Source organism: Flintibacter porci, from assembly GCF_041925195.1.
GTDB classification, from domain to species: Bacteria; Bacillota; Clostridia; order Oscillospirales; family Oscillospiraceae; genus Lawsonibacter; species Lawsonibacter porci.
In genome coordinates, this window is record NZ_JBHEVB010000008.1 from 126020 (window position 1) to 149831 (window position 23812).

At 59.5% G+C, this 23812-nt stretch carries 19 protein-coding genes; 5 read left to right on the top strand and 14 right to left on the bottom strand.

Annotated features, from left to right (window positions below; all coding sequences use genetic code 11):
- Positions 1-19: 19 nt before the first annotated feature.
- The 8 genes from rsmG to ACEVJL_RS10545 form a co-directional block, all read right to left on the bottom strand.
- On the bottom strand, positions 20-733 hold the full coding sequence (gene rsmG / locus ACEVJL_RS10510) for a 16S rRNA (guanine(527)-N(7))-methyltransferase RsmG (protein ID WP_374737815.1): 714 nt from the start codon (positions 731-733) through the stop codon (positions 20-22).
- A 4-nt stretch (positions 734-737) separates the two neighbouring features.
- On the bottom strand, positions 738-1070 hold the full coding sequence (locus tag ACEVJL_RS10515; RefSeq protein WP_302667615.1) for a hypothetical protein: 333 nt from the start codon (positions 1068-1070) through the stop codon (positions 738-740).
- A 197-nt stretch (positions 1071-1267) separates the two neighbouring features.
- Positions 1268-2341, bottom strand: a complete 1074-nt coding sequence (locus tag ACEVJL_RS10520) for an acyltransferase (RefSeq protein WP_374737816.1) — start codon at positions 2339-2341, stop codon at positions 1268-1270.
- A gap of 117 nt (positions 2342-2458) precedes the next feature.
- The gene (gene serS / locus ACEVJL_RS10525; RefSeq protein WP_235398075.1) at positions 2459-3760 is read right to left on the bottom strand and encodes a serine--tRNA ligase; all 1302 of its coding nucleotides are present in this window, start codon (positions 3758-3760) and stop codon (positions 2459-2461) included.
- A 507-nt stretch (positions 3761-4267) separates the two neighbouring features.
- Positions 4268-4858 carry an MreC domain-containing protein gene (locus ACEVJL_RS10530; protein WP_008982317.1) on the bottom strand — a complete coding sequence of 197 codons (591 nt, stop codon included), beginning with the start codon at positions 4856-4858 and terminating at the stop codon, positions 4268-4270.
- Positions 4848-5741, bottom strand: a complete 894-nt coding sequence (locus ACEVJL_RS10535) for a ParB/RepB/Spo0J family partition protein (RefSeq protein ID WP_008982316.1) — start codon at positions 5739-5741, stop codon at positions 4848-4850. The genes ACEVJL_RS10530 and ACEVJL_RS10535 overlap by 11 nt, the downstream gene beginning before the upstream one ends.
- A gap of 121 nt (positions 5742-5862) precedes the next feature.
- A complete protein-coding gene (locus tag ACEVJL_RS10540) occupies positions 5863-6621 on the bottom strand; it encodes a ParA family protein (RefSeq protein WP_008982315.1) in 759 nt (252 codons plus the stop codon).
- A 225-nt stretch (positions 6622-6846) separates the two neighbouring features.
- Positions 6847-7671, bottom strand: coding sequence for a ParB/RepB/Spo0J family partition protein (locus tag ACEVJL_RS10545; protein ID WP_020989971.1), 825 nt, complete (start codon positions 7669-7671; stop codon positions 6847-6849).
- A 337-nt stretch (positions 7672-8008) separates the two neighbouring features.
- On the opposite strand from ACEVJL_RS10545, the gene ACEVJL_RS10550 reads away from it, so the two are divergent.
- The gene (locus ACEVJL_RS10550; protein ID WP_008982313.1) at positions 8009-9262 is read left to right on the top strand and encodes a dicarboxylate/amino acid:cation symporter; all 1254 of its coding nucleotides are present in this window, start codon (positions 8009-8011) and stop codon (positions 9260-9262) included.
- Positions 9263-10080: 818 nt separating this feature from the next.
- Here the strand turns inward: ACEVJL_RS10550 and ACEVJL_RS10555 are convergent.
- Together ACEVJL_RS10555 and ACEVJL_RS10560 are read right to left on the bottom strand one after the other, a co-directional pair.
- The gene (locus tag ACEVJL_RS10555; protein WP_374737817.1) at positions 10081-11469 is read right to left on the bottom strand and encodes an S-layer homology domain-containing protein; all 1389 of its coding nucleotides are present in this window, start codon (positions 11467-11469) and stop codon (positions 10081-10083) included.
- 132 nt (positions 11470-11601) lie between these two features.
- Positions 11602-12174, bottom strand: coding sequence for a TetR/AcrR family transcriptional regulator (locus ACEVJL_RS10560; RefSeq protein ID WP_162599039.1), 573 nt, complete (start codon positions 12172-12174; stop codon positions 11602-11604).
- A gap of 178 nt (positions 12175-12352) precedes the next feature.
- Here ACEVJL_RS10560 and ACEVJL_RS10565 point away from each other — a divergent pair, with 178 nt between their 5' ends.
- From ACEVJL_RS10565 to ACEVJL_RS10575, 3 genes are all read left to right on the top strand, one after another.
- Positions 12353-13054, top strand: a complete 702-nt coding sequence (locus tag ACEVJL_RS10565; protein ID WP_110441654.1) for an ABC transporter ATP-binding protein — start codon at positions 12353-12355, stop codon at positions 13052-13054.
- Between the two features lie 77 nt (positions 13055-13131).
- Positions 13132-16158, top strand: a complete 3027-nt coding sequence (locus tag ACEVJL_RS10570; protein ID WP_374737818.1) for an ABC transporter permease — start codon at positions 13132-13134, stop codon at positions 16156-16158.
- Entirely contained in the window at positions 16047-17243 is a 1197-nt protein-coding gene (locus tag ACEVJL_RS10575; RefSeq protein ID WP_374737819.1) for an ABC transporter permease, read from the top strand. Before ACEVJL_RS10570 ends, ACEVJL_RS10575 begins: the two co-directional genes overlap by 112 nt.
- 690 nt (positions 17244-17933) lie before the next feature.
- Here the strand turns inward: ACEVJL_RS10575 and ACEVJL_RS10580 are convergent.
- Both ACEVJL_RS10580 and ACEVJL_RS10585 read right to left on the bottom strand, forming a co-directional pair.
- Positions 17934-19316 (bottom strand): serpin family protein, encoded by a 1383-nt coding sequence (locus ACEVJL_RS10580; RefSeq protein WP_374737820.1) that lies wholly within the window; start codon positions 19314-19316, stop codon positions 17934-17936.
- A gap of 125 nt (positions 19317-19441) precedes the next feature.
- Entirely contained in the window at positions 19442-20293 is an 852-nt protein-coding gene (locus ACEVJL_RS10585) for a C39 family peptidase (RefSeq protein ID WP_374737821.1), read from the bottom strand.
- Positions 20294-20457: 164 nt separating this feature from the next.
- On the opposite strand from ACEVJL_RS10585, the gene ACEVJL_RS10590 reads away from it, so the two are divergent.
- The gene (locus ACEVJL_RS10590) at positions 20458-20826 is read left to right on the top strand and encodes a metallopeptidase family protein (protein ID WP_374737822.1); all 369 of its coding nucleotides are present in this window, start codon (positions 20458-20460) and stop codon (positions 20824-20826) included.
- Positions 20827-21508: 682 nt separating this feature from the next.
- Here the strand turns inward: ACEVJL_RS10590 and ACEVJL_RS10595 are convergent.
- Positions 21509-23077, bottom strand: coding sequence for a PepSY domain-containing protein (locus ACEVJL_RS10595; protein WP_374737823.1), 1569 nt, complete (start codon positions 23075-23077; stop codon positions 21509-21511).
- On the bottom strand, positions 23074-23652 hold the full coding sequence (locus ACEVJL_RS10600; RefSeq protein WP_110441660.1) for an RNA polymerase sigma factor: 579 nt from the start codon (positions 23650-23652) through the stop codon (positions 23074-23076). The genes ACEVJL_RS10595 and ACEVJL_RS10600 overlap by 4 nt, the downstream gene beginning before the upstream one ends.
- Positions 23653-23812 lie beyond the last annotated feature (160 nt).

Sequence of the window (23812 nt, forward strand, 5' to 3'; positions counted from 1 at the left end):
AAACCAAATTAAGCCAAAATCAGAGCGGATTCTTTTGGATTTTAGCCCATCTTCTGGGATAGCCTTTCAGAGTGGGAGCCACTTTGCGGATGGGGATAAGACGGTGGGTCACTCCCGCACCGGGGACAGGGTAGTCCATCACAGGCTCCACCCGGCCACCTAACATTTTGATGCAGTGGGCGGCCTGATCCAGCTCGTCCTGGCTGTCTACCGACTTCATGGCCAGGAACACACCGCCCACCTTGACGAAGGGCAGGCACAGCTCGCACAGAAGGCGCAGCTCGGCCACGGCACGGGCGGTGACAATGTCAAACCCATCCCGCCAGCCCTTCACCAGGGCCTGCTCTTCCGCACGGGCATGGACGGCCTGGATGCCCTCCAGACCCAGCTGGGCGCACACCTCATTGAGCCAGTCCACCCGCTTGTTCAGGCTGTCCAGCAGGGTGACCTGGAGGGAGGGGACCAGGATCTTCAGCGGCAGGCCGGGCAGACCGGCGCCGGTGCCCACGTCAAGCAACGTCTTGCCCTCAAAGTCTCCCCAGTTGAGCAGGGCGGCGCTGTCCAGCATGTGCAGCTGGGCAACCCCGTCCTCCTCCCGGATGGCGGTGAGATTCATCACCTGGTTTTTCTCCAGCATCAGCCGGCCGTACTCAGCCAGCTGTTCCGGGGCGTGTTCCGGCACCCGGTCGGCAAGGCCCAGCTCCGCCAGGCCGGAAGATATGATCTCCTTCACAGCGTCAACCTCCAAAGTTGCTCAGCAGTCCGGCAATGCCGATGGGCAGGGTGGCCAGTGCCAGCGCCCAGCACATCACGGCCAGAAGAATGGCGGGCACCTTGCCCGGCCGGCCGGTGGAGCGCCAGCTCACAATGCTCACCGCGCCCAGGCCGATGAGACCGGGCACTGTCAGCAGGGGACCCAGGTTACCCAGCGTGGTGCCGGTAAAAAAGTAATAGGTGGTCAGAGCCACGAGGATCACCATGTAGCTCAGACCGATCCAGGCCAGGGTCCGCTTCACCGGGGAGGCGGGGGTGTAGCCCTGGTCCTCGCCGGGACGTTTTTCGTCTGACATAAGAACCTCCAAACCGCAGCGGAAAGACCTCCAAAAATGGGAAGCTCAAAACCCTTGGGGCACAAGGGTTTTGAGCAGATTCTGCTCTGGAGCCGTTTTTCGGGGGAAAAATGACCCGGAGAAGGGGAGGGGAGGCCGCTATCCGCTGGAGAGCAGTGTAATATACAGATAAAATAATACAAAAAGGATATGATCCTTTACAACCGGGTGCCGACACGTCGGCCGCCGGAGGTCAGGTGCTGACGCAGTGTTCTCATCATCCACTGCCACAGCAGGGCGCCGCCAATGGTCACTGGGTAGACGACCAGCAGCCGAAGTACCAGTTCTGTTGCCACCGACGAGAGATTCAAGCGGATCACCTGATCATTGAAGATGACAATGACCAGACAGTGGTACAGGTAGATGAGGTAGCTGGCCCGGTCCACCGCCGCCCACAGGCGGGACAGGGGAGCCCGGTCCCGGGCGGCCAGCAGGAACAGCAGCAGAATAGCGCTGAGAATGTACAGGGTGTGGACCAGCTCCAGATAGGGGATCTCCCGCCGTCCGGAAAAGCCCAGCCAGCTGGCTACTCCATCCCACGCCGCAAAGAGAACGGCCAGGACAGCGATAAGAGGCGCGTTGCGTTCCAGCAGAGCCAGGAACTTGGAATAGGACTGGCCTGCGCAGCAGCCTGCCAGGTAGTAAATCAGGTAAGAGAGAAATACCCGGTCGCCGTAGGGGAACGTCACGTCGGGGGCAGCGCTGGTCAGGATGGCCTGAAGATACAGGGAGCCCAGCCAGGTCAAGCCCAGGGCAAAGGGCAGAAGCACCACCGGGTCAAACCGCCGGGCCAGCCACAAGAACAACGGAGTAAGCACTATGAACTGCACCAGGGTCACCACAAAGTAGAAGTGGCTGGACAGATCGCCCCGCACCAGGTATCCCCCGAAATCCGCCAGGGAGAAGGGGAAGTAGTGGTGGGTCCAGAAGTAGAGGTAGTAGATGGCCACCGCCAGGATGTAGGGGAGAAGGATGGTCCGTACCCGGCCCAGCCAGTATTTCATGAGGCTGCGGTGCCGGTCTGCAAACAGGGTAAGCTTCAGACCGCTGAGGAAGAAGAAGCCGGGGACCGACACAAAGGCCAGGCGCTGCACGCACAGAACAAGGGCGTATGGCCAGCTGCTGCGGTCAAGCACGGAGACCGGCTGGCTCAGGCAGTGGATCAGCACCATCAGGATACAGAAGAGCAGGTTCAGCAGGGAGAGTTCTTTTTTTCTGGTTCCCTGAGACATACACACAAGCTCCTTGTTATATATTTGGCCGCTGCCTGGCCGGAAGGGAACGTGCCCTTCGGGACCAGGCAGCGGGGGAGGGGAGAGGAGGAGCCGCAGCTTCTCCGGTCCGCCTGCTTATTTCTTGGGGATCAGCAGCTCCTTGCCGCCCATGTAGGGGCGCAGGACCTCGGGGATTTTCACGCTGCCGTCGGCCTGGAGGTTGTTCTCCAGGAAGGCGATGAGCATACGGGGAGGAGCCACCACGGTGTTGTTCAGGGTGTGGGGCAGGTAGGTGCCCTTCTCGCCCTTAACGCGCATCTTCAGGCGGCGGGCCTGGGCGTCGCCCAGGTTGGAGCAGGAGCAGACCTCAAAGTACTTCTGCTGACGGGGGGACCAGGCCTCGATGTCGCAGGACTTCACCTTCAGGTCAGCCAGGTCGCCGGAGCAGCACTCCAGCTGACGCACGGGGATGTCCAGGGAGCGGAACAGCTCCACAGAGTAGCGCCACATCTTCTCGTACCAGTCCATGGAGTCCTCAGGCTTACAGACGACCACCATCTCCTGCTTCTCGAACTGGTGGATGCGGTACACGCCGCGCTCCTCGATGCCGTGGGCGCCCTTCTCCTTGCGGAAGCAGGGGGAGTAGGAGGTGAGGGTCTGGGGCAGCTGGTCCTCGGTGAGGATCTGGTCGATGAACTTGCCGATCATGGAGTGCTCGGAGGTGCCGATGAGGTACAGGTCCTCGCCCTCGATCTTGTACATCATGGCGTCCATCTCAGTCTGAGACATAACGCCCTCCACCACGTTGCCGTGGATCATGAAGGGGGGAATGCAGAAGGTAAAGCCCTTGTCGATCATAAAGTCCCGGGCGTAGGCCAGCACGCCCTCGTGGAGGCGGGCAATGTCGCCCATCAGATAGTAGAAGCCGTTGCCGGACACGCGGCCGGCCGCATCCATGTCGATGCCGTTGAAGGACTCCATGATCTGGGTGTGGTAGGGGATGTCAAAGTCGGGGGTGACAGGCTCACCGAAGCGCTGCACCTCCACGTTGGCGGAGTCGTCGGGGCCGATGGGCACGGAGGGATCAATGATGTTGGGGATCTGGAGCATGATGTGACGGATCTTCTGGGCCAGTTCCGTCTCCAGAGCCTCCAGCTCGGCCAGACGGTCGGCGTTGGCCTTGACCTTGGCCTTGGCCTCCTCAGCCTCCTGGAGCTTGGAGGGGTCCTTCTTGGCCTGACCCATCAGGATGCCCACCTGCTTGCTGAGGGCGTTGCGCTGGGTGCGCAGGTCCTGAGCCTCGGCAATGGCGGCACGGTTCTGGCTGTCCAGCTCCAGCACCTCGTCCACCAGGGGAAGCTTCTGATCCTGGAACTTCTTCTTGATGTTTTCCTTTACCACGTCGGGGTTTTCCCGGACAAACTTGATATCCAGCATGGTCTGTTCCTCCAATATTGTTCATTTGGTATGGTTTTAATGTTTCACGTGAAACCTACTTTTCTTGGAAAGAAAAGTAGGCAAAAGAACTTCCTGCGAAACTGCGTTTCGCCTCTCGCCCGTAGGGGAGGGGGGAGGTGAAAGCACCGTTTCCCTCGCCTGAGAGACCACCCAGCCACCCTGGCTTTGCCAGAGCAGGCGGTGTTTCTTCCGCGCGGAGTGTTCTAAACTTTGCACACATAGGGCCTAAGGCCCGGGGCAAAAAGTATCACTGAACTAAATTTTGCCCGCCGGAAGGTCAGATTAACCTCATAGGAGGGCGTCCCCCGTAACTGGGGGTCCGGGGGCAAGATGACTGTGAGCACCGCCGCAGGCTTGGTGCTCACCGGAATCGGCCCCCGGCGGTTCTTTGGTTACTTTCTGTCCGTACAGAAAGTAACACCCGTTCTTTCAATAGATAAACGATTCTTTCCACATTTTCATCTAAGATTGTGGAAAAATTCTGAATCAATAAACCGCGTCGTAGATCTCCTGATACCGGTCAGCCGGGGAGAAGCGGCCATTGTCCGTCACCGCCTCAGTGGGCAGCGCGGAAACCAGTTCTTCGCCCATCTGATCAATGAGGCTGCGGCACAGGCTGTACTTGCCCAGAACATAGGCCTCGTCGATCTGCCAGAACCAGCCCATCGCCTCCACGGACTGCTCGCTACTCTTCTGGCTGTTGGAGAGATCCCGGTTTTCGCTGGTGAGCCGGTCATTTTCCGACTGAAGCTCATTGATCTGCTCGATGAGTTCCATGTTCTCGTCGTAGATATCCTGGGCGGACTGCATGTTGCTCAGCGACTCCCGCAGGCCGGAGACAGACTGGTTCAGACTGTCCACCACCTGCTCGTTCTGCCGCCGCTCCATCATGAAGGCCAGCAGCATCAGCACAAAGGCAGCGGCAAAGAGAATGGTGATGTATTTGAACACCGATTTCTGCCGCTTCTCCTTGGTGGCAGGGGGCACATAGGCCGGGGCTTTCTTAGGCTCCTGCTTCTCCGGCGCGGATTCCCGCTTCTCCTGAGAAGGGGAGGGGGTACGTTCATCATTCTTCATAGGAATTGGGCTCCTCTCCGTGGAGGGTATTGAGCAGGCTCAGTAGGGCCTCCAGGTCCTCGGGGTTGTAGTATTCCAACTGGATCTTGCCTTTTTTGCCGTGGTGGGAGATGGTTACCTTCCGGCCCAAATTGCTGGACAGGGACTTCTCCAGTTCTCCAAGGTAAAGGGCAATCTCATCGTTGGCGGCTTTTTTCTCCGCCGGCTGCTTCTGCAGTGCCTTGACCAGACTCTCGGTCTGGCGCACAGACAGGCCGTGGGCAATCACCTGCTTGGCGGCCTGGCGCTGCATGGCCTGGGTGGGCGCGCCCAGAATGGCCCGGGCATGGCCGGCAGATAGAGTTCCTTCCTCCACCAGCTTCAGCAGATCCTCGGGGAGAGCCAGCAGACGCAGGGTGTTGGCAATGGCGGGACGGGATTTGCCCATCTCTTCCGCCACCTGCTCCTGAGTCAGGCCGTATTCCTCCATCAGCACCTGATAGCCCCGCGCTTCTTCTGCCGGGTTCAGGTCTTCTCGCTGAAGGTTCTCAATGAGGCCCAGTTCCATTACCTTGCGGTCGTCTGCCTCAATAATGACGGCTGGCACCTCGGTGAGACCTGCCTGCTTGGCGGCGCGCCACCGCCGCTCTCCGGCGATGATCTGATAGTAGCCGGAAGCCAGCCGCCGTACCGTGAGGGGCTGGATAATGCCGTGGACGCGGATGGACTCAGCCAGATCGCTGAGCGTCTCCGGATCAAACCGCTTCCGGGGCTGGTTCAAACCTGGTTCCACCTGGGAGATGGGCAAAGAGATGGAGCCCTCTCCCTGAGCGGGCAGCTCCGGGTCGCCCAGCAGGGCGTTGAGTCCCCGACCCAGTCCCAGATCGGTCTTTCGTTTTGCCATGGTACACCTTCCTTTCCAGTAAGAAAGGGCTGGGCCAACGGGATACGACCTGTGGTTCAGCGCTTTCCAAAATCAAAGATCAAAGATCATAGGCGGCAGCGCCGCCGTAGGGGAGAGGGGGTCAGCCCTCTGCGGATGCCATTTCCTCCGCCAGAGACCGATAGGCCTCCGCGCCCCGGGAGTAGGGATCGTAGTCGGTCACCGGCATGCCGTGGCTGGGAGCCTCGCTCAGACGCACGTTCCGGGGAATGACGGTGGCATACACCTGACCGGGGAAGTGCCGCTTCACTTCCTCAGCCACCTGGAGAGACAGGTTGGTGCGGCTGTCGAACATGGTCAGCAGCACGCCCTCCAGGGCCAGCTTGGGGTTGAGGCCCCGCTTGACCAGCCGCACGGTGGACAGCAGGTCGCTCAGACCCTCCAAGGCGTAGTACTCGCACTGAACGGGCACAATGAGGGAGTGGGCTGCGCACAGGGCGTTGACGGTAAGCAGCTCCAGGGAGGGGGGGCAGTCGATAAAGATGTAGTCGTAGTTCTCAGCCAGGCTGTCCAGCGCCTTTTTCAGCAGGTGCTCCCGGTCGGGGATGGCGATCATCTCGATGCCTGCCCCTGCCAGGGCCTTGTTGGAGGGGATCACGTCGCCGTACTTGGTGGAAACCACAGACTTTTTGGGGTCCGCTCCATTGATCAGCACATCGTACACGTTGGGAGAGGCGGTGTTCTTGTCCACGCCCATGCCCGATGTGGCGTTGGCCTGGGGATCAAAATCGCACAGCAGCACCCGTTTGCCCAGAGCTTTCAGGGATGCGGTAATGTTTACGGTGGTAGTGGTCTTGCCCACTCCGCCTTTCTGGTTGACAATGGCAATGATTCTGGCCATTCAGCTACCTCCTGACGGAAAATGAGGCCATCACAGGGCTACCTTTATATATAAGTAAGCAGCGGTGTGATTCCAGAGTTCCATTATAACAACCGCGGCCCGCACTTTCAAGCCGTTTGCCTGCATTTCTCTTGGGCAAAGCAACGATGTTTCACGTGAAACAATGGCAGGACAAGAAAAAACGGCAGGGATGTTTCACGTGAAACATCCCTGCCGCTCCACAGGTCATCCGCGGGCAGGGGACCGGGGGATGCGGATGGTGAGCAAAATCTCTTCCTCGCCGTCCTCTCGCTGACACTGGGCGTTGACTCCCGCGGTGCGCATCAGCGTCAGCCCCCGCTGGACGGTATTTAAAAACAGCCGCACATCCTTGACCACAAAGGTACGCCGGGGACGGCGGGCGGGCTGGTCCGGCGGCGGGGGGAGAAGGAGGGTTTCCGTCAGAGCCTCCGTCTGGGCCACCGTCAAATGCTGTTCCACCACGGTCTGGGCCGCCTGGAGCTGAAGCTGGGCGTCTTCCAGGCACAACAGCGCCCGGGCGTGGCGCTCGGTGGCTCCGCCGTCCCGCAGGATCTCCAGCACCTCGCGGGGGAGCTTCAGCAGCCGCAGCTTGTTGGCCACCGCCGACTGGCTCTTGCCGATCCGCCGGGCGGCCTCCTCCTGGGAGAGGTGGTAGGTGGAGATGAGCTTGTCCAATGCCAAGGATTCCTCCCAGAAATCCAAATCCTTGCGCTGTAAGTTTTCCACCAGCGCCAGCAGGGAGGAGCGCTGGCTGTCGATTTGCAGAGAGAGGCAGGGGACCTCCCGCAGCCCGGCCAGCTTGGCTGCCCGCAGCCGCCGCTCGCCCGCCACCAGCTCCCAACCTCCCTCGGTGCGCCGTACCGTCAGCGGCTGGAGCAGTCCCAGAGCCTGAATAGACCGGGCCAACTCCTCCAAATCTCCCTGGGCAAAGACACGCCGGGGCTGGTCCGGATTAGGAAAAATGTCGTCCACAGGCAGAAACAGCACCCGCGTGCTGTCCAGCATGCCTTTTTTCCGCAGCAGCTGCATCGCTACCCCTCCTATCTGGGAAATATTTACAAGTATAGTTTACCATATTTTGGAATAGAAAAAGACGAAGCAGGTCGACCGGAAAAAATTCTTTTTTCCCGGGAAAAGCATGACAGACATTCAAAACATGCAAAATAGCAAAGAATAATTGGAAATAACGGGAAGCGGAGGGGAGAGGGTATGGGTGAAATCTGAAAAAAATTTCAGGAAAAGCCGGAAAAACGGTTGAGAAAATCGGGGAAGGTGTGTATACTGAAAGAGTAAGAGGACGCCCCGCAAAAATGCAAGGCGGGGGACAAAAACATGCGTTTGTGAAGAAGCGGAAGGAGAGAGCTGCATGACAAGCAAAAAGAAGCTGCCCCTGGCGTTTTGGATCTTTATTGGTCTGGCAGTCGGTGTGGTGGCCGGTCTGATCCTGATGAACGTACCCGATGGGGCGGGGATCGACGTTGCCAAAAACTACATCAAGCCCTGGGGCGATATTTTCCTGAACCTGTTAAAATTTGTGGTTGTGCCCATTGTGCTGTTCTCCATCGCTTCTGGCGTGATCTCCATGAAGGATATCAGCAAGGTGGGCGCCATCGGCGGAAAGACTGTGGTGTATTACATGTGTACCACCGCCTTTGCCGTGGTGCTGGCTCTGATCCTGGCCAATATAGCCACTGGTATGGGCCTGTTCCATGTCCTGGATACCACCGACCTCAGCTACACCCCTCCCGAGGGACAGAGCATCATGACCGTGATCGTCAACATCTTCCCCTCCAATGCGATTAAGCCTCTGGTTGACGCGACCATGCTTCAGGTCATTGTGATCTCCCTGTTTTTGGGCTTTGGCATCCTGCTGGCCGGGGAGAAGGGGCTGGTGGCCGCTCAGGTGGTGGACAGCTTCAACGAGGTGTTCATGAAGATCATGGACCTCATCATCAAGCTGTCTCCCATCGGCGTGGCCTGCCTGATCTGCCCTGTGGTGGCAGAGAACGGACCCATGATCCTGCGGGATCTGGTGGCGGTACTGGCACTGGCCTATGTGGGCTATATCCTCCATGCGCTGATCGTCTACTCCTCCACGGTGAAGCTGCTGGGCGGCTTGTCCCCGCTGGCCTTCTTCAAGGGAATGGCCCCTGCTATGATGATGGCGTTCTCCTCGGCCTCCTCTGTGGGCGCGCTGCCCTTTAACCTGGAGTGCACCGAGCGCCTGGGCGCCCGCCGGGAAGTGGCCTCCTTCGTGCTGCCTCTGGGCGCCACCATCAACATGGACGGTACCGCCATCTATCAGGGCGTGTGCGCCGTATTTATTGCTACCGCTTATGGTGTGAGCCTGTCCCTGGGCGATATGGTCACCATCGTGCTTACCGCCACGCTGGCCTCCATCGGCACCGCCGGCGTTCCCGGCGCGGGCATGGTCATGCTGGCCATGGTGCTCCAGAGCGTGGGTCTGCCCATTGAGGGCATTGCACTGGTGGCTGGTATCGACCGTGTCTTTGATATGGGCCGTACTACCGTCAACATTACCGGCGACGCCGCCTGTACCCTCATTGTCTCCAGAATGGAGGACCGCAAGGAGGCTCGTACCCGCGCCGTCCGCGGCTAACCTACTTTTCTTGAAAGAAAAGTAGGCAAAAGAACTTTGTGCGAAACTTCGTTTCGCCTCTGCACCCGTAAGAGAGATTTTTGTGGGAGTGACGTTCTGCGTCGCTCCCACTTTTTTATTGAGAAGGTTCCGCCCTGCGGGGCGGGGAAGAGACGGTGTTACTTTCTGGACGATCAGAAAGTAACCAATGGCCCAGGCCACCCTCTCTTGCCCCTTTGGGGCAATTCACCTTGAGAATCGCTGGGGGCTGCTTCCGGTGAGCACCTTGCCTGCGGCGGTGCTCACAGTCATTGCCCCCAGACCCCCATTTACGGGGGGCGCCCTCCTGCGAGCTTTCTGTGTCCTCCCGGCGGGCAAAGATAAGATCTGTGATACCATTTGCCTCGGGCCTTAGGCCCTTTATGTGCAAAATTTGGTGGACATCGCGCTGAAATGACACCGCCTACCCTGGAAAAATCGTGGCAGCTGGTCCGACCGACCACCGCCACACCCAACAGGTAGGAATGGGGCAGGCGGTGTACGTTAGAAGATAAATGTTTTCAAATTTTGACGGAAAAAGGCCCCAGTGGGCCGAGAGTAGGACAGAAACAGATCTTGATTTTGCCCGCCGGAAACATACATAAACCCGAAGGGACACACTCCCGTAAACGGGGGTCCGGGGAAAGGCGACTATGAGCGCCCGCTGCGCGTAGGCGCTCATCGGAGCCGTCCCCGGCGGCGTTTTGGTTACTTTGCCGCCGTGGGCAAAGTAACATTCTCTCCGTGGAAAGCAAAAAGAAACGCCCGGGCATGCCCGGGCGTTTCCCATAGAAAACAGATTATTCAATTGCCACCGCGTGCTGCCGCACCATATACAGGGGATCCAGAACATCGGCGGAGATCCAGTAGAAGTAGTCGTGATAGCGGTCATCAATGTTGTAGGGATCGGCAATGTAATAGTATTGGGTGGTAGCGTCATAGCCGCATACCAGCACCGCGTGGTTGTTGCGCAGCAGGCTCTGGGTGGTGCCCTCAATGTTGAAATTGCGGTAATAGGGCTGCTTCCAGTACAGGGTGACGTAAATGACCACCGGGTTACCCAGCAGCACTTCCTCCCGCAATTCCTCTACGGACTTGCCGGAAAAGTCCTTCACATTGCCGTACCGCCGGCCGTACTCCGCCAGAGGAGCCGGATAGATGGTGGTGCGCAGAGTCTCGCTGGGGACGTAGGGGGAGCCCACAAAGCCCTTGGCCGGGTTGGAAGAAGTCTTAGGCAGGTCGGCCAGGAACTGATCCAGCGTCACATTCTGGGCGTAGCCCTTGGCTTTCAGACCCATAAGCAGGGAGGTAGGCTCACAGCCCACCCAGGCCGCGGAGGGGTACACCTGGCTGATGTAGGGGGTGGGGATCACCGTACACACGGGCAGGGGATCAAACTCCACGTCGGTCATCAGAGGATAGCCTGCCAGATTCAGCAGCAGTACAGAGAACTCCGCCCGGGAAATGGAGTCGTCAGGGTAGTAACCGCCGTCGCCGCGGCCGGACACCACACCCAGCCGGGCCAGAGACAGCACGGCCTCCGCATCGGGTCGTCCGTCCATGTCGTGAATGTCGGGCGACTCGGTCACAGGGGTGAGGGAAAACAGCTCCGGCCAGCGGCAGATGCTGTTGTACAGGATCTGAGCCGCCTCGCCCCGGGTCAGGTTCTGGAAGGGACGGAACAGGCCGGTGCCGTCCTCAGGCAGCACGCCGTTGGCCTCCAGACACAGGATCTTGTCCTTTGCCCAGCTGTCGTCCAGGTCGGTATAGGTGGGGAACGTCACGTCGTTACCGGGGATCGTGGTTTCTTCCTCCCCTTCCTCCGGTTCGCTGGGACGCTGGAGGGAGCTATGATACTTCTCCCAGTCCTCCAGTACCTGCTGGGGAATATCCTCCGTGGTGCCGCCGAAGACGGGGATCTCCACCTCGTCGTCCAGTTCCGCGCCCATCTCCTCCAACAGGCCGTAAACCAGACCTGCCGCCTCCTGGCGGGTGACCGGCTGGTCCGGGCGGAAGGTGTGGTCGGAATAGCCGGCAATGATGCCGTGTTCCATCAAGGTGTATACCTGGGTCTGAGCCCAGTGGTGCCGCAGGTCATTGGGGGCCGCGGCAGCCAATGCCGGGGTGGTAAAAAGCGCCGCCCCAAAGACGCCGCACAGCATGGCGGCGCATACTTTGGAAGGTTTCAAAACTCGTCTCTCCTTACAAATGGTTTCCCGCAGGGATAACATACACACACTAAAAATATTCTACTCTTTTCCCCAAAAAGTGACAAGGGGCGAAAGGCGGAAAACGGCACCGATTCAGGAAAATATTTCCGCTTAAGAAAGGGAAAGGCCGTTCAGGATCAGCCGGTTGGCCAGTTGGGCCACCTGCTCCGGCTCCTCCTGAAAACCACGTACCATCCAGCCACGGGCCAGTCCTACCGCGCCCGACACCAAAAAGTCCAGGCAGCAGTTCCACAGCTGCTGGTCTACGGGCAGAAACAGCCCCTGCCAGTCCTCCTGGCACTTTTTATAAATCAGCTGGTCCAGCCGCCGGAAAAAGGAGTCCTGGGTGCGCTGGTCCAAAAAGGCCAGCCGCAGCACCGGATCGTCCCGGACAAAGCGGAACACGTCGGTGAGCAGGGGGGTGAGCCCCCGCTGCAAATCTTGGGTGGAATAGGAGGACAACAGCTGGGTCAAACGCTGAAACAGGTCCTGCTCCATCTGGTCCAGCAGATCGAATACATCCTTGTAGTGGGCGTAGAAGGTGCCCCGGTTCACGTCGGCACGCTGGGTCAGTTCACGCACGGTAATGGAGCGGGCGTCCTTCTCTTTCAGCAGCTCCAGCATGGCCTGCTGCAGACGCATCCGGGTGCGGCGAACCCGGCGGTCCTGGGTGTCCTGGATCATATAGCTCCCTCCTGAAAAGTTTACGAAATCTTTCCACATTTTCCGGACAGAATGTGGAAAATTGTTGGGTTTCAGACAAGAATGGGCAAATGTGTCCCTTGCGTCTGCCGTTGGAACCACTATAATATAAAGTATAAAAATAATCAACACATGTTCCTTAATCAACAGGAGGACGGGTATGGCATATATTTCACTGGAGCACGTGGTCAAGCGGTATAAAATGGGTGAAGTTACCATCACGGCGGTGGATGACATCACCTTTGACATTGAAAAAGGGGAGTTTGTCATCATCGTGGGTCCCTCCGGAGCGGGTAAAACCACGGTGCTGAATATTTTGGGCGGCATGGACGCCTGCGATGAGGGCACCATCCTGGTGGACGGCAAGGAGATCAGCAAATGCAACTCCCGCCAGCTGACCACCTACCGGCGCTACGACATCGGCTTTGTTTTTCAGTTCTATAACCTGATTCAGAACCTCACCGCCCTGGAAAATGTGGAGCTGGCCGCCCAGATCTGCAAGGAACCGCTTCCGGCCCAGGAGGTACTGTGCCACGTGGGACTGGGGGAGCGGCTCAATAACTTCCCCGCCCAGCTCTCCGGCGGCGAGCAGCAGCGGGTGGCCATTGCCCGTGCGCTGGCCAAAAACCCCAAGCTGCTGCTGTGCGACGAGCCCACCGGCGCTCTGGACTACATTACCGGCAAGGCCATCTTAAAGCTCCTTCAGGACACCTGCCGCCAGCAGGGGATGACGGTGGTGGTCATCACCCACAACACCGCCATTGCACCCATGGCCGACAAGGTGATCCACGTGAAAAACGGCCGGGTGGACCGGATCGTGCGCAACGAAAACCCCATGCCCGTGGAAGAGATCGAGTGGTAAACAGGGCAAAAACAGCACAATAAGGAGCACTTTTAGAACAATATGGACGATTTAAGACAAAGAAAGGGGGCGGCGGCATGAAAAACAGAAGAAAGCGCACCCCCAACCGCCTGCTCACCGATACTCTGCGGGAGATCAAGAATACCCGCAGCCGCTTTATCTCCATCATGATCCTCTCCGCCCTGGCGGTCTGTTTTCTGGCGGGCCTGCGGGTCACCGAGCCCGACATGAAAAACAGCGTGGACCAATATCTGGATGCCCAGCGGCTGATGGACCTGCGGGTGGTGTCCACCCTGGGGCTGACGGAGGAGGACGTGGAGGTGCTCAGCCGTCAGGAGGGGGTGGAGCTGGCCCAGGGGGCCTATACCATCGACGCGACGGTGAAGGTTGAGGATAAGGATTCTACTGTGAAGGTACTATCCTTTACAGATAATTTGAACATCCCCGACCTGCAGGAGGGCCGACTCCCGGAAAAGGCCGGAGAATGTTTGGTAGAACCCCGATTTTTGCAGGAAACAGGCCTTTCTGTGGGGGATACGATCACATTAGACACCGGAACCGGGGATTATAAGGATGCTTTAAGGCAGACAGAATTTACCATAGTTGGAAGTGCCAACTCTCCGCTGTACATCGGTGTGGAGCGAGGTTCCTCCACGTTGGGCACCGGAAAAGTGAGCTATTTTATTCTGCTGCCCATGGAATCCTTTGATATGGAGACCTATACTGACGCCTACCTCCTGTTTGAGGGTGCTTCCCAGCTGATGACTTACAGCGACGCCTACGAGCAATTGGTAGAGGAGCGCACCGACCAGCTGGAACCGCTCTCCAAAGAGCGGGCCCAGCTGCGGGGAGACTCTATCCGGGACGAGGCCCAGGAGGAGATCGACAAGGCCAAGCAGGAGCTCTCTGACGCCGAGGCAGAGGTGGCCCAGGAACTGGCCGATGCTGAGGCGGAGCTCAGTGACGCACGGAAGAAATTGGACGACGGCTGGGCGGAGTACCGGGACGGCGAAAACACCTTTAACCAGGAAATCGCCGACGCGGAGCAGGAGATCGCCGACGGGGAACAAGAGCTTGCCGACGCGTGGCAGGAGCTGCTGGACGGCGAAAACGAGCTCAAGGACGCTCGAAAAGAGCTGGATGACGGCTGGGCCGACTATGAGGAGGGCCGGGAGGAATATCTGGACGGTCTGCAGGACTACTACGAGGGCGAGCGGAAATACGAGGACGGCCTTAAGGAATATGAGGACGGCGTGGCCGAGCTGGAGGACGCCCGAAAGGAGCTGGACGACGGCTGGGACGAGTATTACGACGGCGTCAGACAGTATAATTCCGGCGTGTCCAAGCTCAATGCGGGCCGCCGGGAGCTGCAGCAGCAGGAGGCCGCCTTCCAGGACGGCCTGACCCAGTTCCGCAATCAGCTGCCCGCCCTGGGACTGCCCACTTACGGCAGCAACAGCGAGCTGCTCTCCGCCATGGCGGGGGAGCAGGGCGCGGTCATTGACGGCGTACTCAATACCACCCGGAACAATTTATCCAGCGGTATCCAGTTGCTGGACGGGATTGCCAAGCTGGAGAGCCAGCTGGGGGACTACGCCAATGTGGATACCGGCACGCTGACTGCACAGAAAAGCCAGCTGGAGAGCGCCATCAGCGCGATCCAGAGTGGAATTCAGACGTTGGAAGGCCAATTGGCCGCTCTGGATCCGGCCGCCGAGGACTATGAGGCCAAAAAAGCGGCGCTGGAGGGACAGATCGCTGAGCAGCAGCAGGCGCTGGCTCAAAGACAGGGCGAACTGGCCGGATTGGAGCAGGTGATTCCCTATAAGCAGCAGCTGGACAGCCTGCGGGCGCAGCGGGATGCGGCGGGGCTCACCAATACCACCTCCCAGCAGCTGCAATCCCAGCTGGACCAGCTCTATACCACGGTAAACGGGCAAAAAGTGCCTGTGTCCACCTCCGTGTTCCTCTCCGGAAACCAGGCCATTCAGGGTGGCTGGCAGGAGATCTATGACGGCGAGGCAGAGCTTGCCTCTGCCCGGCGTCAGCTCAACAGCGCCAAAAAGCAGCTGGAAGAGGGCGAAGAGGAGTACGAGGACGGCGTAGCCCAGCTGGAGGACGCCAAAAAGGAACTGGACGACGCCAAGAAGGAATTGGACGACGGCTGGGCGGAGCTGGAGGACGGCCGCCTGGAACTGGAAGACGCCAAGAAAAAGCTGGACGACGGCGAGGCCGACTACGCCCAGGGCTTAAAGGATTGGCAGGACGGCAAGAAGGAGTACGAGGACGGCCTCGTCGAGCTCCAGGACGGCAAGAAGACCCTGGAGCAGGAGCGTGCTGACGGACTGGCTGAACTGGCTGACGCCAAGAAGGAGCTGGACGACGGCGAGGCCGAGTACGCCGACGGCTACCAGGAATACCTGGACGGCAAAGCGGAGGCCGAGGCTGAGATCGCCGACGCCAAGAAGAAGGTGGAGCAGGCCCAGCGGGATCTGGACGATCTGGACGACTGTGAGTGGTACCTGCTGGACCGGGACACCAACATGGGCTTTGTCAGCTACTCCATGGACGCCGACCGCATGGGCAACCTGGCCAGCGTCTTCCCCCTCATTTTCTTCCTGGTGGCGGCTCTGGTGTGTCTGACCACCATGACCCGCATGGTGGAGGAGCAGCGGGTGGCCATCGGCGGCATGAAGGCTCTGGGCTACTCCAAGGGCGCCATTGCCATCAAATATGTGGGCTACGGCTTCCTGGCCAGTGCGGTAGGCTCCCTGGTGGGGCTGGCGGTGGGTCTGACCCTGCTGCCCTGGATCATCTGTACCTCCTGGAAAATCATCTATACCTTTGGTCCCATCCATTACGGCATTGAGCCGGTCACCTCGGTCACGGCCTGTCTGGCGGCGGTGGGGACCGTCACCCTGTCCGCCCTGGGGGCCTGCTTCAATACCCTGGCCGCCGTGCCTGCCCAGCTCATGCGGCCCAAAGCGCCCCCATGGGCAAGCGCATCCTGCTGGAGCGCATCACCCCTCTGTGGCGGCGGCTGTCGTTCAACTATAAGATCACCCTGCGCAACTTGTTCCGGTATCAGAAGCGGTTCTGGATGACCGTCATCGGCATCGGCGGCTGCGCCGCCCTCATTGTTACGGCCTTTGGCCTGCGGGACTCCATCTTTGCGGTGATGGAGAAGCAGTATGAAGAAATTTACCGCTACTCCGCCCAGCTGGGGCTGGTGGAGCATATTACCCCCGGCGAGTGGGCCGAGGTAGAAAAGGCGCTGGAGGGCAGCGAACTGGTAGGGGACTGGACGAAGGAACACACCGAGACGGTCACTGCCGAGACCGACGCCTATACCGCCGACGCCACCCTGGAGGTGGTGGAAAACAGTGAGGTGCTGGAGCGGTTTGTCAACCTGCGCCACCGCACCGACAATGACACCGTTACCCTTCCCGATGATGGGGTCATCCTCACGGAAAAGCTCTCCCTGCTGCTGGACGTAAAGGTGGGAGATACCATCACCCTGGACGGAGACAGCCGGGTGGAGGTGCGGGTGGCCGACATCACCGAGCACTATATCCAGCACAGCATCTATATGTCCCAGGCCTGCTATGAGCAGGTCTTCGGTCAGACTCCGGAGGAAAATGCCGTGCTGGTCTTCTACGACACCCAGGCCGACGGCGCCCAGGAGCTGGAGCAGGAGCTGGAGCAGAAGCTGGTCTCCCTGGACGGCGTCAGCTCGCTCACCCGCATCGAGGACACAAGGAAAACCTTCGGCACCAGCCTGGAGAGCGTGGACTACGCGGTGGCGCTGATCATCGTGTGTGCCGCGGCCCTGGCCTTTGTGGTGCTCTATAACCTGACCAACATCAACATCACCGAGCGCATGCGGGAACTGGCTACCCTGAAGGTGTTGGGCTTCTACGATGGAGAACTGTCCGCCTACATTTACCGGGAGAACGTGATTCTCACCGTGTTTGGTGTAGCCATGGGCATGGTGATGGGTAAATTCCTCCACCAGTGGCTGATCCTGACGGTGGAAATTGACCTTTTGATGTTCGGCCGCACTGTAGCGCCCACCAGCTATCTGTGGGCGGTGCTGCTGACTACCGTGTTCTCCCTGGTGGTGAACCTGGCGGCCCACCGGAAGCTAAAGAAGCTGGATATGGTGGAGTCTTTAAAAACTGTCGAATAAAACCAAAGGGACGGCCCGTGGGCCGTCCCTTTGGTTTTTGGGGAGAGAAGAGTGTTCTTTCCAGCGATGGAAAGAACCAAAGATCGCCGGGGAACGGCTCCGGTGAGCGCCTTCGCGGAGCGGGCGCTCACAGTTACCTTTTCCCCGGACCCCTGTTTACGGGGGCGTATCCCTTTGAACCTTAGTATTTTCCGGCGAGCAAAATCAAGACCGGTTCCCGTCCCATTCTCGGCCCACAGGGGCCTTTTGCCATCAGAATTTAATGCTATTTCCTTCTAACGTACACCGCCTGGTGCCTGCCTACCTGTTGGGTGCGGTGGTGGTCGGGCGGACCAGCTGCCACGGTTTTGCCAGAGTAGGCGGTGTTATTTCAACTGCATATCTTTCAAATTTTTAATTTGTAGGCCCCAGTGGGCCGAGGCAAGAAGAACTGCGGAACTTGTTTTAGGTCCGCCGGGAGGTCAAAACCAATCTTTCTGGAGGGCGTCCCCCGTAATGGGGGCCTGGGGGGCAGATGACTGTGAGCGCCCGCTGCGCGAAGGCGCTCACCGGAATCAACCCCCAGCGATTCTTTGGTTCCTTTCTGGTAATCCAGAAAGGAACCCGCCCCGCAGGGCGGAACCCTCCAAACACAAAAAAACGTCCCCGCAGGAACGATCCTACGGGGGCGGTTTCTATTAGAAAAAGAATTTATACCTCATTCACCACGCCCACAAATAGGGTCACACCCTGGCTGCGCAGTACAAACAGGAAGGGACGGTTCAGGTTCATCACGCAGGTTTCGTCGGGGGCTCCGCCCTTGCAGTCGGCAATGATGGTGACGGCGGCGGCCTCCACGCCCTCCTCATCCACACTCACCCGGGTCATCTGCTCGGCCTGGGTCAGGAAGGTGTCCATAGAGGTCAGGCCGCTCAGGTCCGCCTGATCCGGGTTCAGCAGATCGGTGATGCCCAGGGCTTTCAGAGTGCTCATCAGGTCCAGGTCGGCGGACAGGTCAAACTTGGGGACCGACCACTCTACCGTACCGTACTGCACATCAGCGGCTCCGGAGCTGAGGCTGGACAGGAAGCTGGTATCACTCAATAACTCCTCGGGGGAGGTGCCCTCCTCAGGCAGGACAAAGAACATCTCGCCCAGCTGGGTCTCCAGAGCAGCAGCCTGGTAGCCATCCCGTTTCAGAAAACTACCCGCTTTGGAGGCGTGCATAAAGTCTGCGGAGACGGTATTCCCTGCGGCGGTGGTGAAGTCTCCCGCCTGGGTCTGGGAGGCATCAAAAGGCTCCAGCCAGGCTGCCTTGTAGTAAAGGGAGGAGGCCAGCAGAAGCAGGGTGTCAGGCGTGGTCTCCACCACCGGCCCATCCCCGCCGATGAGACCGCCCGTCTCCTTGGAAATCCAGTCCGTGATGGCCTGGTCGGCTCCGGCAGTGCCCATGGGGGTGGTGTATACCCCGGCAAAGTAGTCCCGGCCCAACGTGTCCAGGGTGGACTGGACGTAGTCCCCCTCCTGAGCGTCATTGAGCCACACAGAGTTGGACAGAATGAGGCTGCTCACCCCGTCGTTGGTGTACAGACCCTTCCACAGGCGACCCACCTGGTCGGTGAGCTCCCGCTGACCGGCCACCCCCAGGGCGGAGAGCAGCTGGGCCTGGCTGTCCCCCTGGGCGCAGGGTACCAGCATGGCAAGAGCCGCCCACAGGGAGGCAGGGGAGTAAGCGGAGTTTTTCCCCTCCTGGCCTGCCAGAGCCAGGGGAGTGCTCTTGGCGGCAAAGTCGCTCAGGGCAAAGCGGGTGCCCTCAGGGATGCCGCCGCTGCGCAGCTCCATCACCGCGCTGTAATACTCGTCGTAGGCGTTATAATAGGCGTCCCAGTCAGCGTCAGGGCCATCCTCAGGCTGCTGGGGAAACTGGGGAAATTCGGGGTAGGTGGGCTCCTTCAGGGTGGTAAAAACAGGTTCGGCCTGGCCCTGGGACGAGCTCTGACTGCCCTTTGGGTCTGAGGACTCCCCTTTGGGGCCGCAGCTTGCCAGAGATAAGAGCAGGGCAGAGGCCAGCAAGATGGATACCGTTCGTTTCATGGCAGTACACTCCTTTCCGGTGTTTCCTCTCTATTCATTTAGACGGAATACAGGGTGGAGGGGTTCCAAATCTAAGCACGGATTCTCATCTCTATTATACCCCGTTTTGCTCCGGCAGGGAAGGGTCAGGCCAGGGAGTAGGCCCACAGATTGTTGATCTGTCCGGCCAGGGTGTCATAGTCCCACAGCTGAGAACTGGTGGAGTGGCGGTTGGGATCGTTGACCCGGATCTTGCCGTCCTCCATCCCCACCAACACGATAAAGTGGCCGCTGGTGGTGAAGTCGCCGGGGCCGACGCTGCAAATGATGGGCTGGCCATTTTTCAGAGCGCGGGTGACCACGCCCTCGTCCAGGGGCAGTTCCTTGGCGGTGAGACCGAAGTGTTCGGCCCCCGTGCGCATCAGATCCCAGCTGGTGCCCACTCCGTCCACATACAACCCTTGGCTGTCAGCGTACTGGGCCACGGTGTAGGGGGTGATGGTGTCGTCCCCGGTGAGGCCGCAGATCACCATGGACAGGGCAGTGGGACCGCAGCCGTTGAGGGCCATCAGACCATCGCCGTAGTTGGCGTAGCCCCAGCGCATATCCCACTGCATGAGCAGGGGGAACTCTCCCTTTGTCATCTCGCCCACGGTGTCGGCGGGGGTGTCGTGCTTGTGCTGGGGGTAGCCCGCCACAAAGTCCAGAGTCTCGCTGTTGCGGGCAAGCAGGGAGAGTAGATTGGCGGGGTAGTCGTCCAGATTTTTCAGGATGTATTTAGCCTGGGGCTCCTCTTTGGCCAGTTCACGCAGCTGGGAGAGAGTCTCGCGGCTGACAGTCTGGCCGTCCAGGGAGTGGCGGGGCTGGAAGGGGAAATAGCCGGTATAAAGGCGATAGCCTCCCACCACTGCCACCAGGACCAGAAGAATCCAGGGCAGGGGGGAACGGCGACACTTTTTCTTTGTGGAGGCGGCAGCCTCGCGGGAACGGGATGGCATAGGGAAAACCTCTTTTCTGTCCAAGGGATGTCTTCTATACCATACCGCAGAAAGATTAAATTGATATGGAATAATTCTTAAGTTTTTTCGAAGGTTTTCTGACCCTTGTATGGGAGCATGGTTTTTGGTATCCTGAGGAAAAGGAAGAAAAGGAGGCGTTTGCCATGGTGCCCAGCTACGAGACCATGGGGGACTGGCTGGAGGAGATCGCCCAGCAGTTCCCGGACGCGTTTTTTGAAGAGCTGGACGGAGGCATCCAGCTGGAGGAGCAGGCCCTGCCCGACCCGGAGTTTCCCCCGGGGGAGATGTACATCATGGGGGAGTACTGCAATGATATGCTGGGGCGGTATATTGTACTCTACTACGGCTCCTTTGCCGCTCTGCTCGCGGACGAGGACGAGGAGACCTGGAAGGATGAGATCTTCGCCACTGTGGCCCATGAGTTTACCCACCACATGGAGGATTTTGCGGGGCTGCACGCCCTGGATGACAAGGATGCGGAGTTTTTAAGGCAGGCCAGGGGAGAGGAGTGAAGGTTCCGCCCTGCGGGGCAGGTTCCTTTTATGTGGGCGAATGTTACTTTCTGCTCGCACAGAAAGTAACCAAAGATGCGCCAAGGGGTGTGTCTCCGATGAACGCCACGCGGCGCGGGCGTTCAAAGTCGCCCCACCCCCTGGACCCCCATTTACGGGGGACGCCCTCCAGAAAGATTGGAAATCTAATTCGGCGGGCAAAGACAAGACCGCTGGTCCTTCTTGCCTCGGGCCTTAGGCCCTTTATGTGCAAAATTTGGTGAATATTGCGCTGTACGGACACCGCCTACTCTGGCAAAACCGTGGCAGCTGGGCAGTTGTGGGAGACATCCGTCCGACCACCGCCGCACCCAACAGGTAGGGATGCAGGAGGCGGGGGGCGTTAGAGCCGCCTGCCTGTAAATTTTAGATTGGTAGGCCCCAGTGGGCCGAGAGTAGAGGGATGCACGGTCAAAACTTAGGACGCCGGAAGTGACCAAAAGTCCAAAGTGACCCTCTCTCGTAAACAGGGGTCCGGGGGCAAGCCGCCTAGGAACACTGCCGCAGGCAAAGTGTTCCTCGAAGGCGGCCCCCGGCGGCGTTTTGCCTACTTTGCCGCCGTGGGCAAAGTAGGACGCCCCGCAGGGCGGAATCCTCCCAAAATAAAAATCCTGGCTGCCGTTGACAGCCAGGATTTTTCTACTTAATCCCGATCGGATTCGTACTTCAAAATCTGTCCCGTTCCGCCGTGAATGGTGTACTCATACTCCACCCCGCCGGCCTTGAACTCCACTTCATACTCCAGAACGCCGTCGTCCCAGTCCTGCTCCACCTTCATCTCGGAGGTCTGGCTGGCGCTGACCCCTGCGTGATTGAGGGCGATGGACTTGGCCTTTTCCGCACCGATGTCGGTGGAGGAAGTGCCGGAGCCGCCGCTGGTCTGGCTGCCGCTCTGGCGGGTGGATTGTCCGGAGCTTCCGGAGCCGCCGTAGCTCTCCCGCTCGCTCTCCAGCACGGTAGCGGAGGTGAGGGCAATCTTGTACTCATAGCGGGTGTTGCCCGCCATAAATTCCACCTCATAGCACTCGGCGCGGCCGTCGTCGTACTCCAGCCAGGCGTTGCAGTATTTGGTACTGCTCTCGCTCACTCCGGCGTGGCTGAGGGCGGCGGCCTTGGCGGCGCTCTCGCCGATGAAGGAGGAGGTATTGGCGGAGGAGCCGCCGGTGTTGGCGCCGTTCTGCTCGGTCTTGTACTTTACCACTTCGCCGGTCTGGGCGTCGATCTCGCAGTCGTATTCGGTGCCCTTCACGTGAAATTCCACCTCATAGACCATGCGTCCATCGTCGTAGTCGTACTCGGCCTCCACAAAGGTGGCGTCGGAGGCAGATACCCCAGCGTGTTTCAAAGCGGCCTCTTTGGCGGCCTCTGGGCCGATGTAGGCGCTCTGGCTGGCCGAGCCGGAGGTGGTAATGGGAGCGGCGTTTGCCGCGCCGGTGTTCTGCTCATTGCCGGAAGTCTGTCCTTCCAGAGGAGCCTGGGCGGTATAGAGAAGGTTCAGCTCGTTGATGGACAGGCCCACCAGATCCTCAAAGGTCTTGGTGTTGTTGCTGCCCGCCACGATGGCCTGGATAAGGGCCGCCTTGCCAGTGGAAATGCCGTACTCCTGGGCCTTTTGGCTCAGCTCCTCGCTGTTCTGGAGGGTCTGAGCCAGCACTGCGCCGTTTACCTGAGCATTGGCCAGGGCGGCGTCCGCCTGGGCGGTGAGCTCCTGCTGGAGCTTCTCGCCCCGCACCTGGTCGTCGTCCTCCACGGTGATGAGAATGGAGTTGGCCAGCTCATCCACATAGCCGTGCTGCAGGAGGGAGCCGATGATAGCATACATGGCCACGTCGGCCTGGGTGCCTTTCAGGTCCATGCCGTCCAAAATCTCCGCTCCGTCGTCGTTCATGGGGGTGGCGGAGAGAACTTTTTCGTTTTTATTGACTTCCAGCTGGATGCTGGGGTTTACGTCCAGGGACACCAGAGAGGCCACGGCGTTGTTGGCGCTGTAATAGTAGTAGCCTCCGCCGCCGCCCACCAGCACCAGGGCCAGACAGGCGGCCGCCGCCAGGGGAGCCCAGCGGTTCTTTTTCTTCTTCGTTTCCACGGCATTTGTCATGTCGATCACGGTTCCTTTCCCCGTTTCACACCGGGAGAGCACGCCCTCCAGGTCGTTGGGGGCGGCGTGATCCAGGGCGGTGCGCAGCCTGCGTTCCAACTCATGGTCTGTCATGGGGCGTCATCTCCTTCCAGTTTGGTCTTGAGTTTTGACAGGGCTCTGCGATACTTGGACAGCACGGTGGGCAAAGGCAGCTCCAGCAGCTTGGCGATCTCACGGTGTTTGAGACCGGCCGCGGCGTGGAGCACCACGATCTGCCGTTCCTGGTCGCTGAGGATGTTGAGGGCGGCCTCCAGCACGGCCCGGTCCTCGGGGGTCACCGAGGGGGACTGGGCGGGGATAGCGTGCCACTGCTCCTCTCCAAGGTCCTGGGTGCGGCCCCGGTCCCGCAGCTTCATGCGGGCCAGGTTCCTGGTGATGGTGAGCAGCCAGGCCATGGGGGTGCCCTGAGGGCGGTAGAGGTGGCACTTCTCCCAGGCGGTCACATAGGTGTCCTGGGTCACGTCCTCCGCGTCGTGGCCGCTGCCCAGAATGGACAGGGCCAGGCCGTATACCGCCGCCCGGGTGCGATGGTACAGCTGAGCCAGAGATTCCCGGTCTCCGGCGGCCAGGCCCGCCATCAGCTCTTCCAGCTGCTGGGGGTCGGGGACGCCATATTCACTTTGCAGTGCTGCCAATAGCATCAGCATGGCGCATTTCTCCTGTCATTTATGAAATGGGGAACGGGGGCATTTTATTGCGTGGAGACGAAAAAATTTCTGGGATTTTTTCGCCCTCCATTATACCTGCCCTTGGGGCTTTCTGGCAAGAGCCTTGCAGGGAGGCGGCGGGGTGTGGTATCCTTGGCAC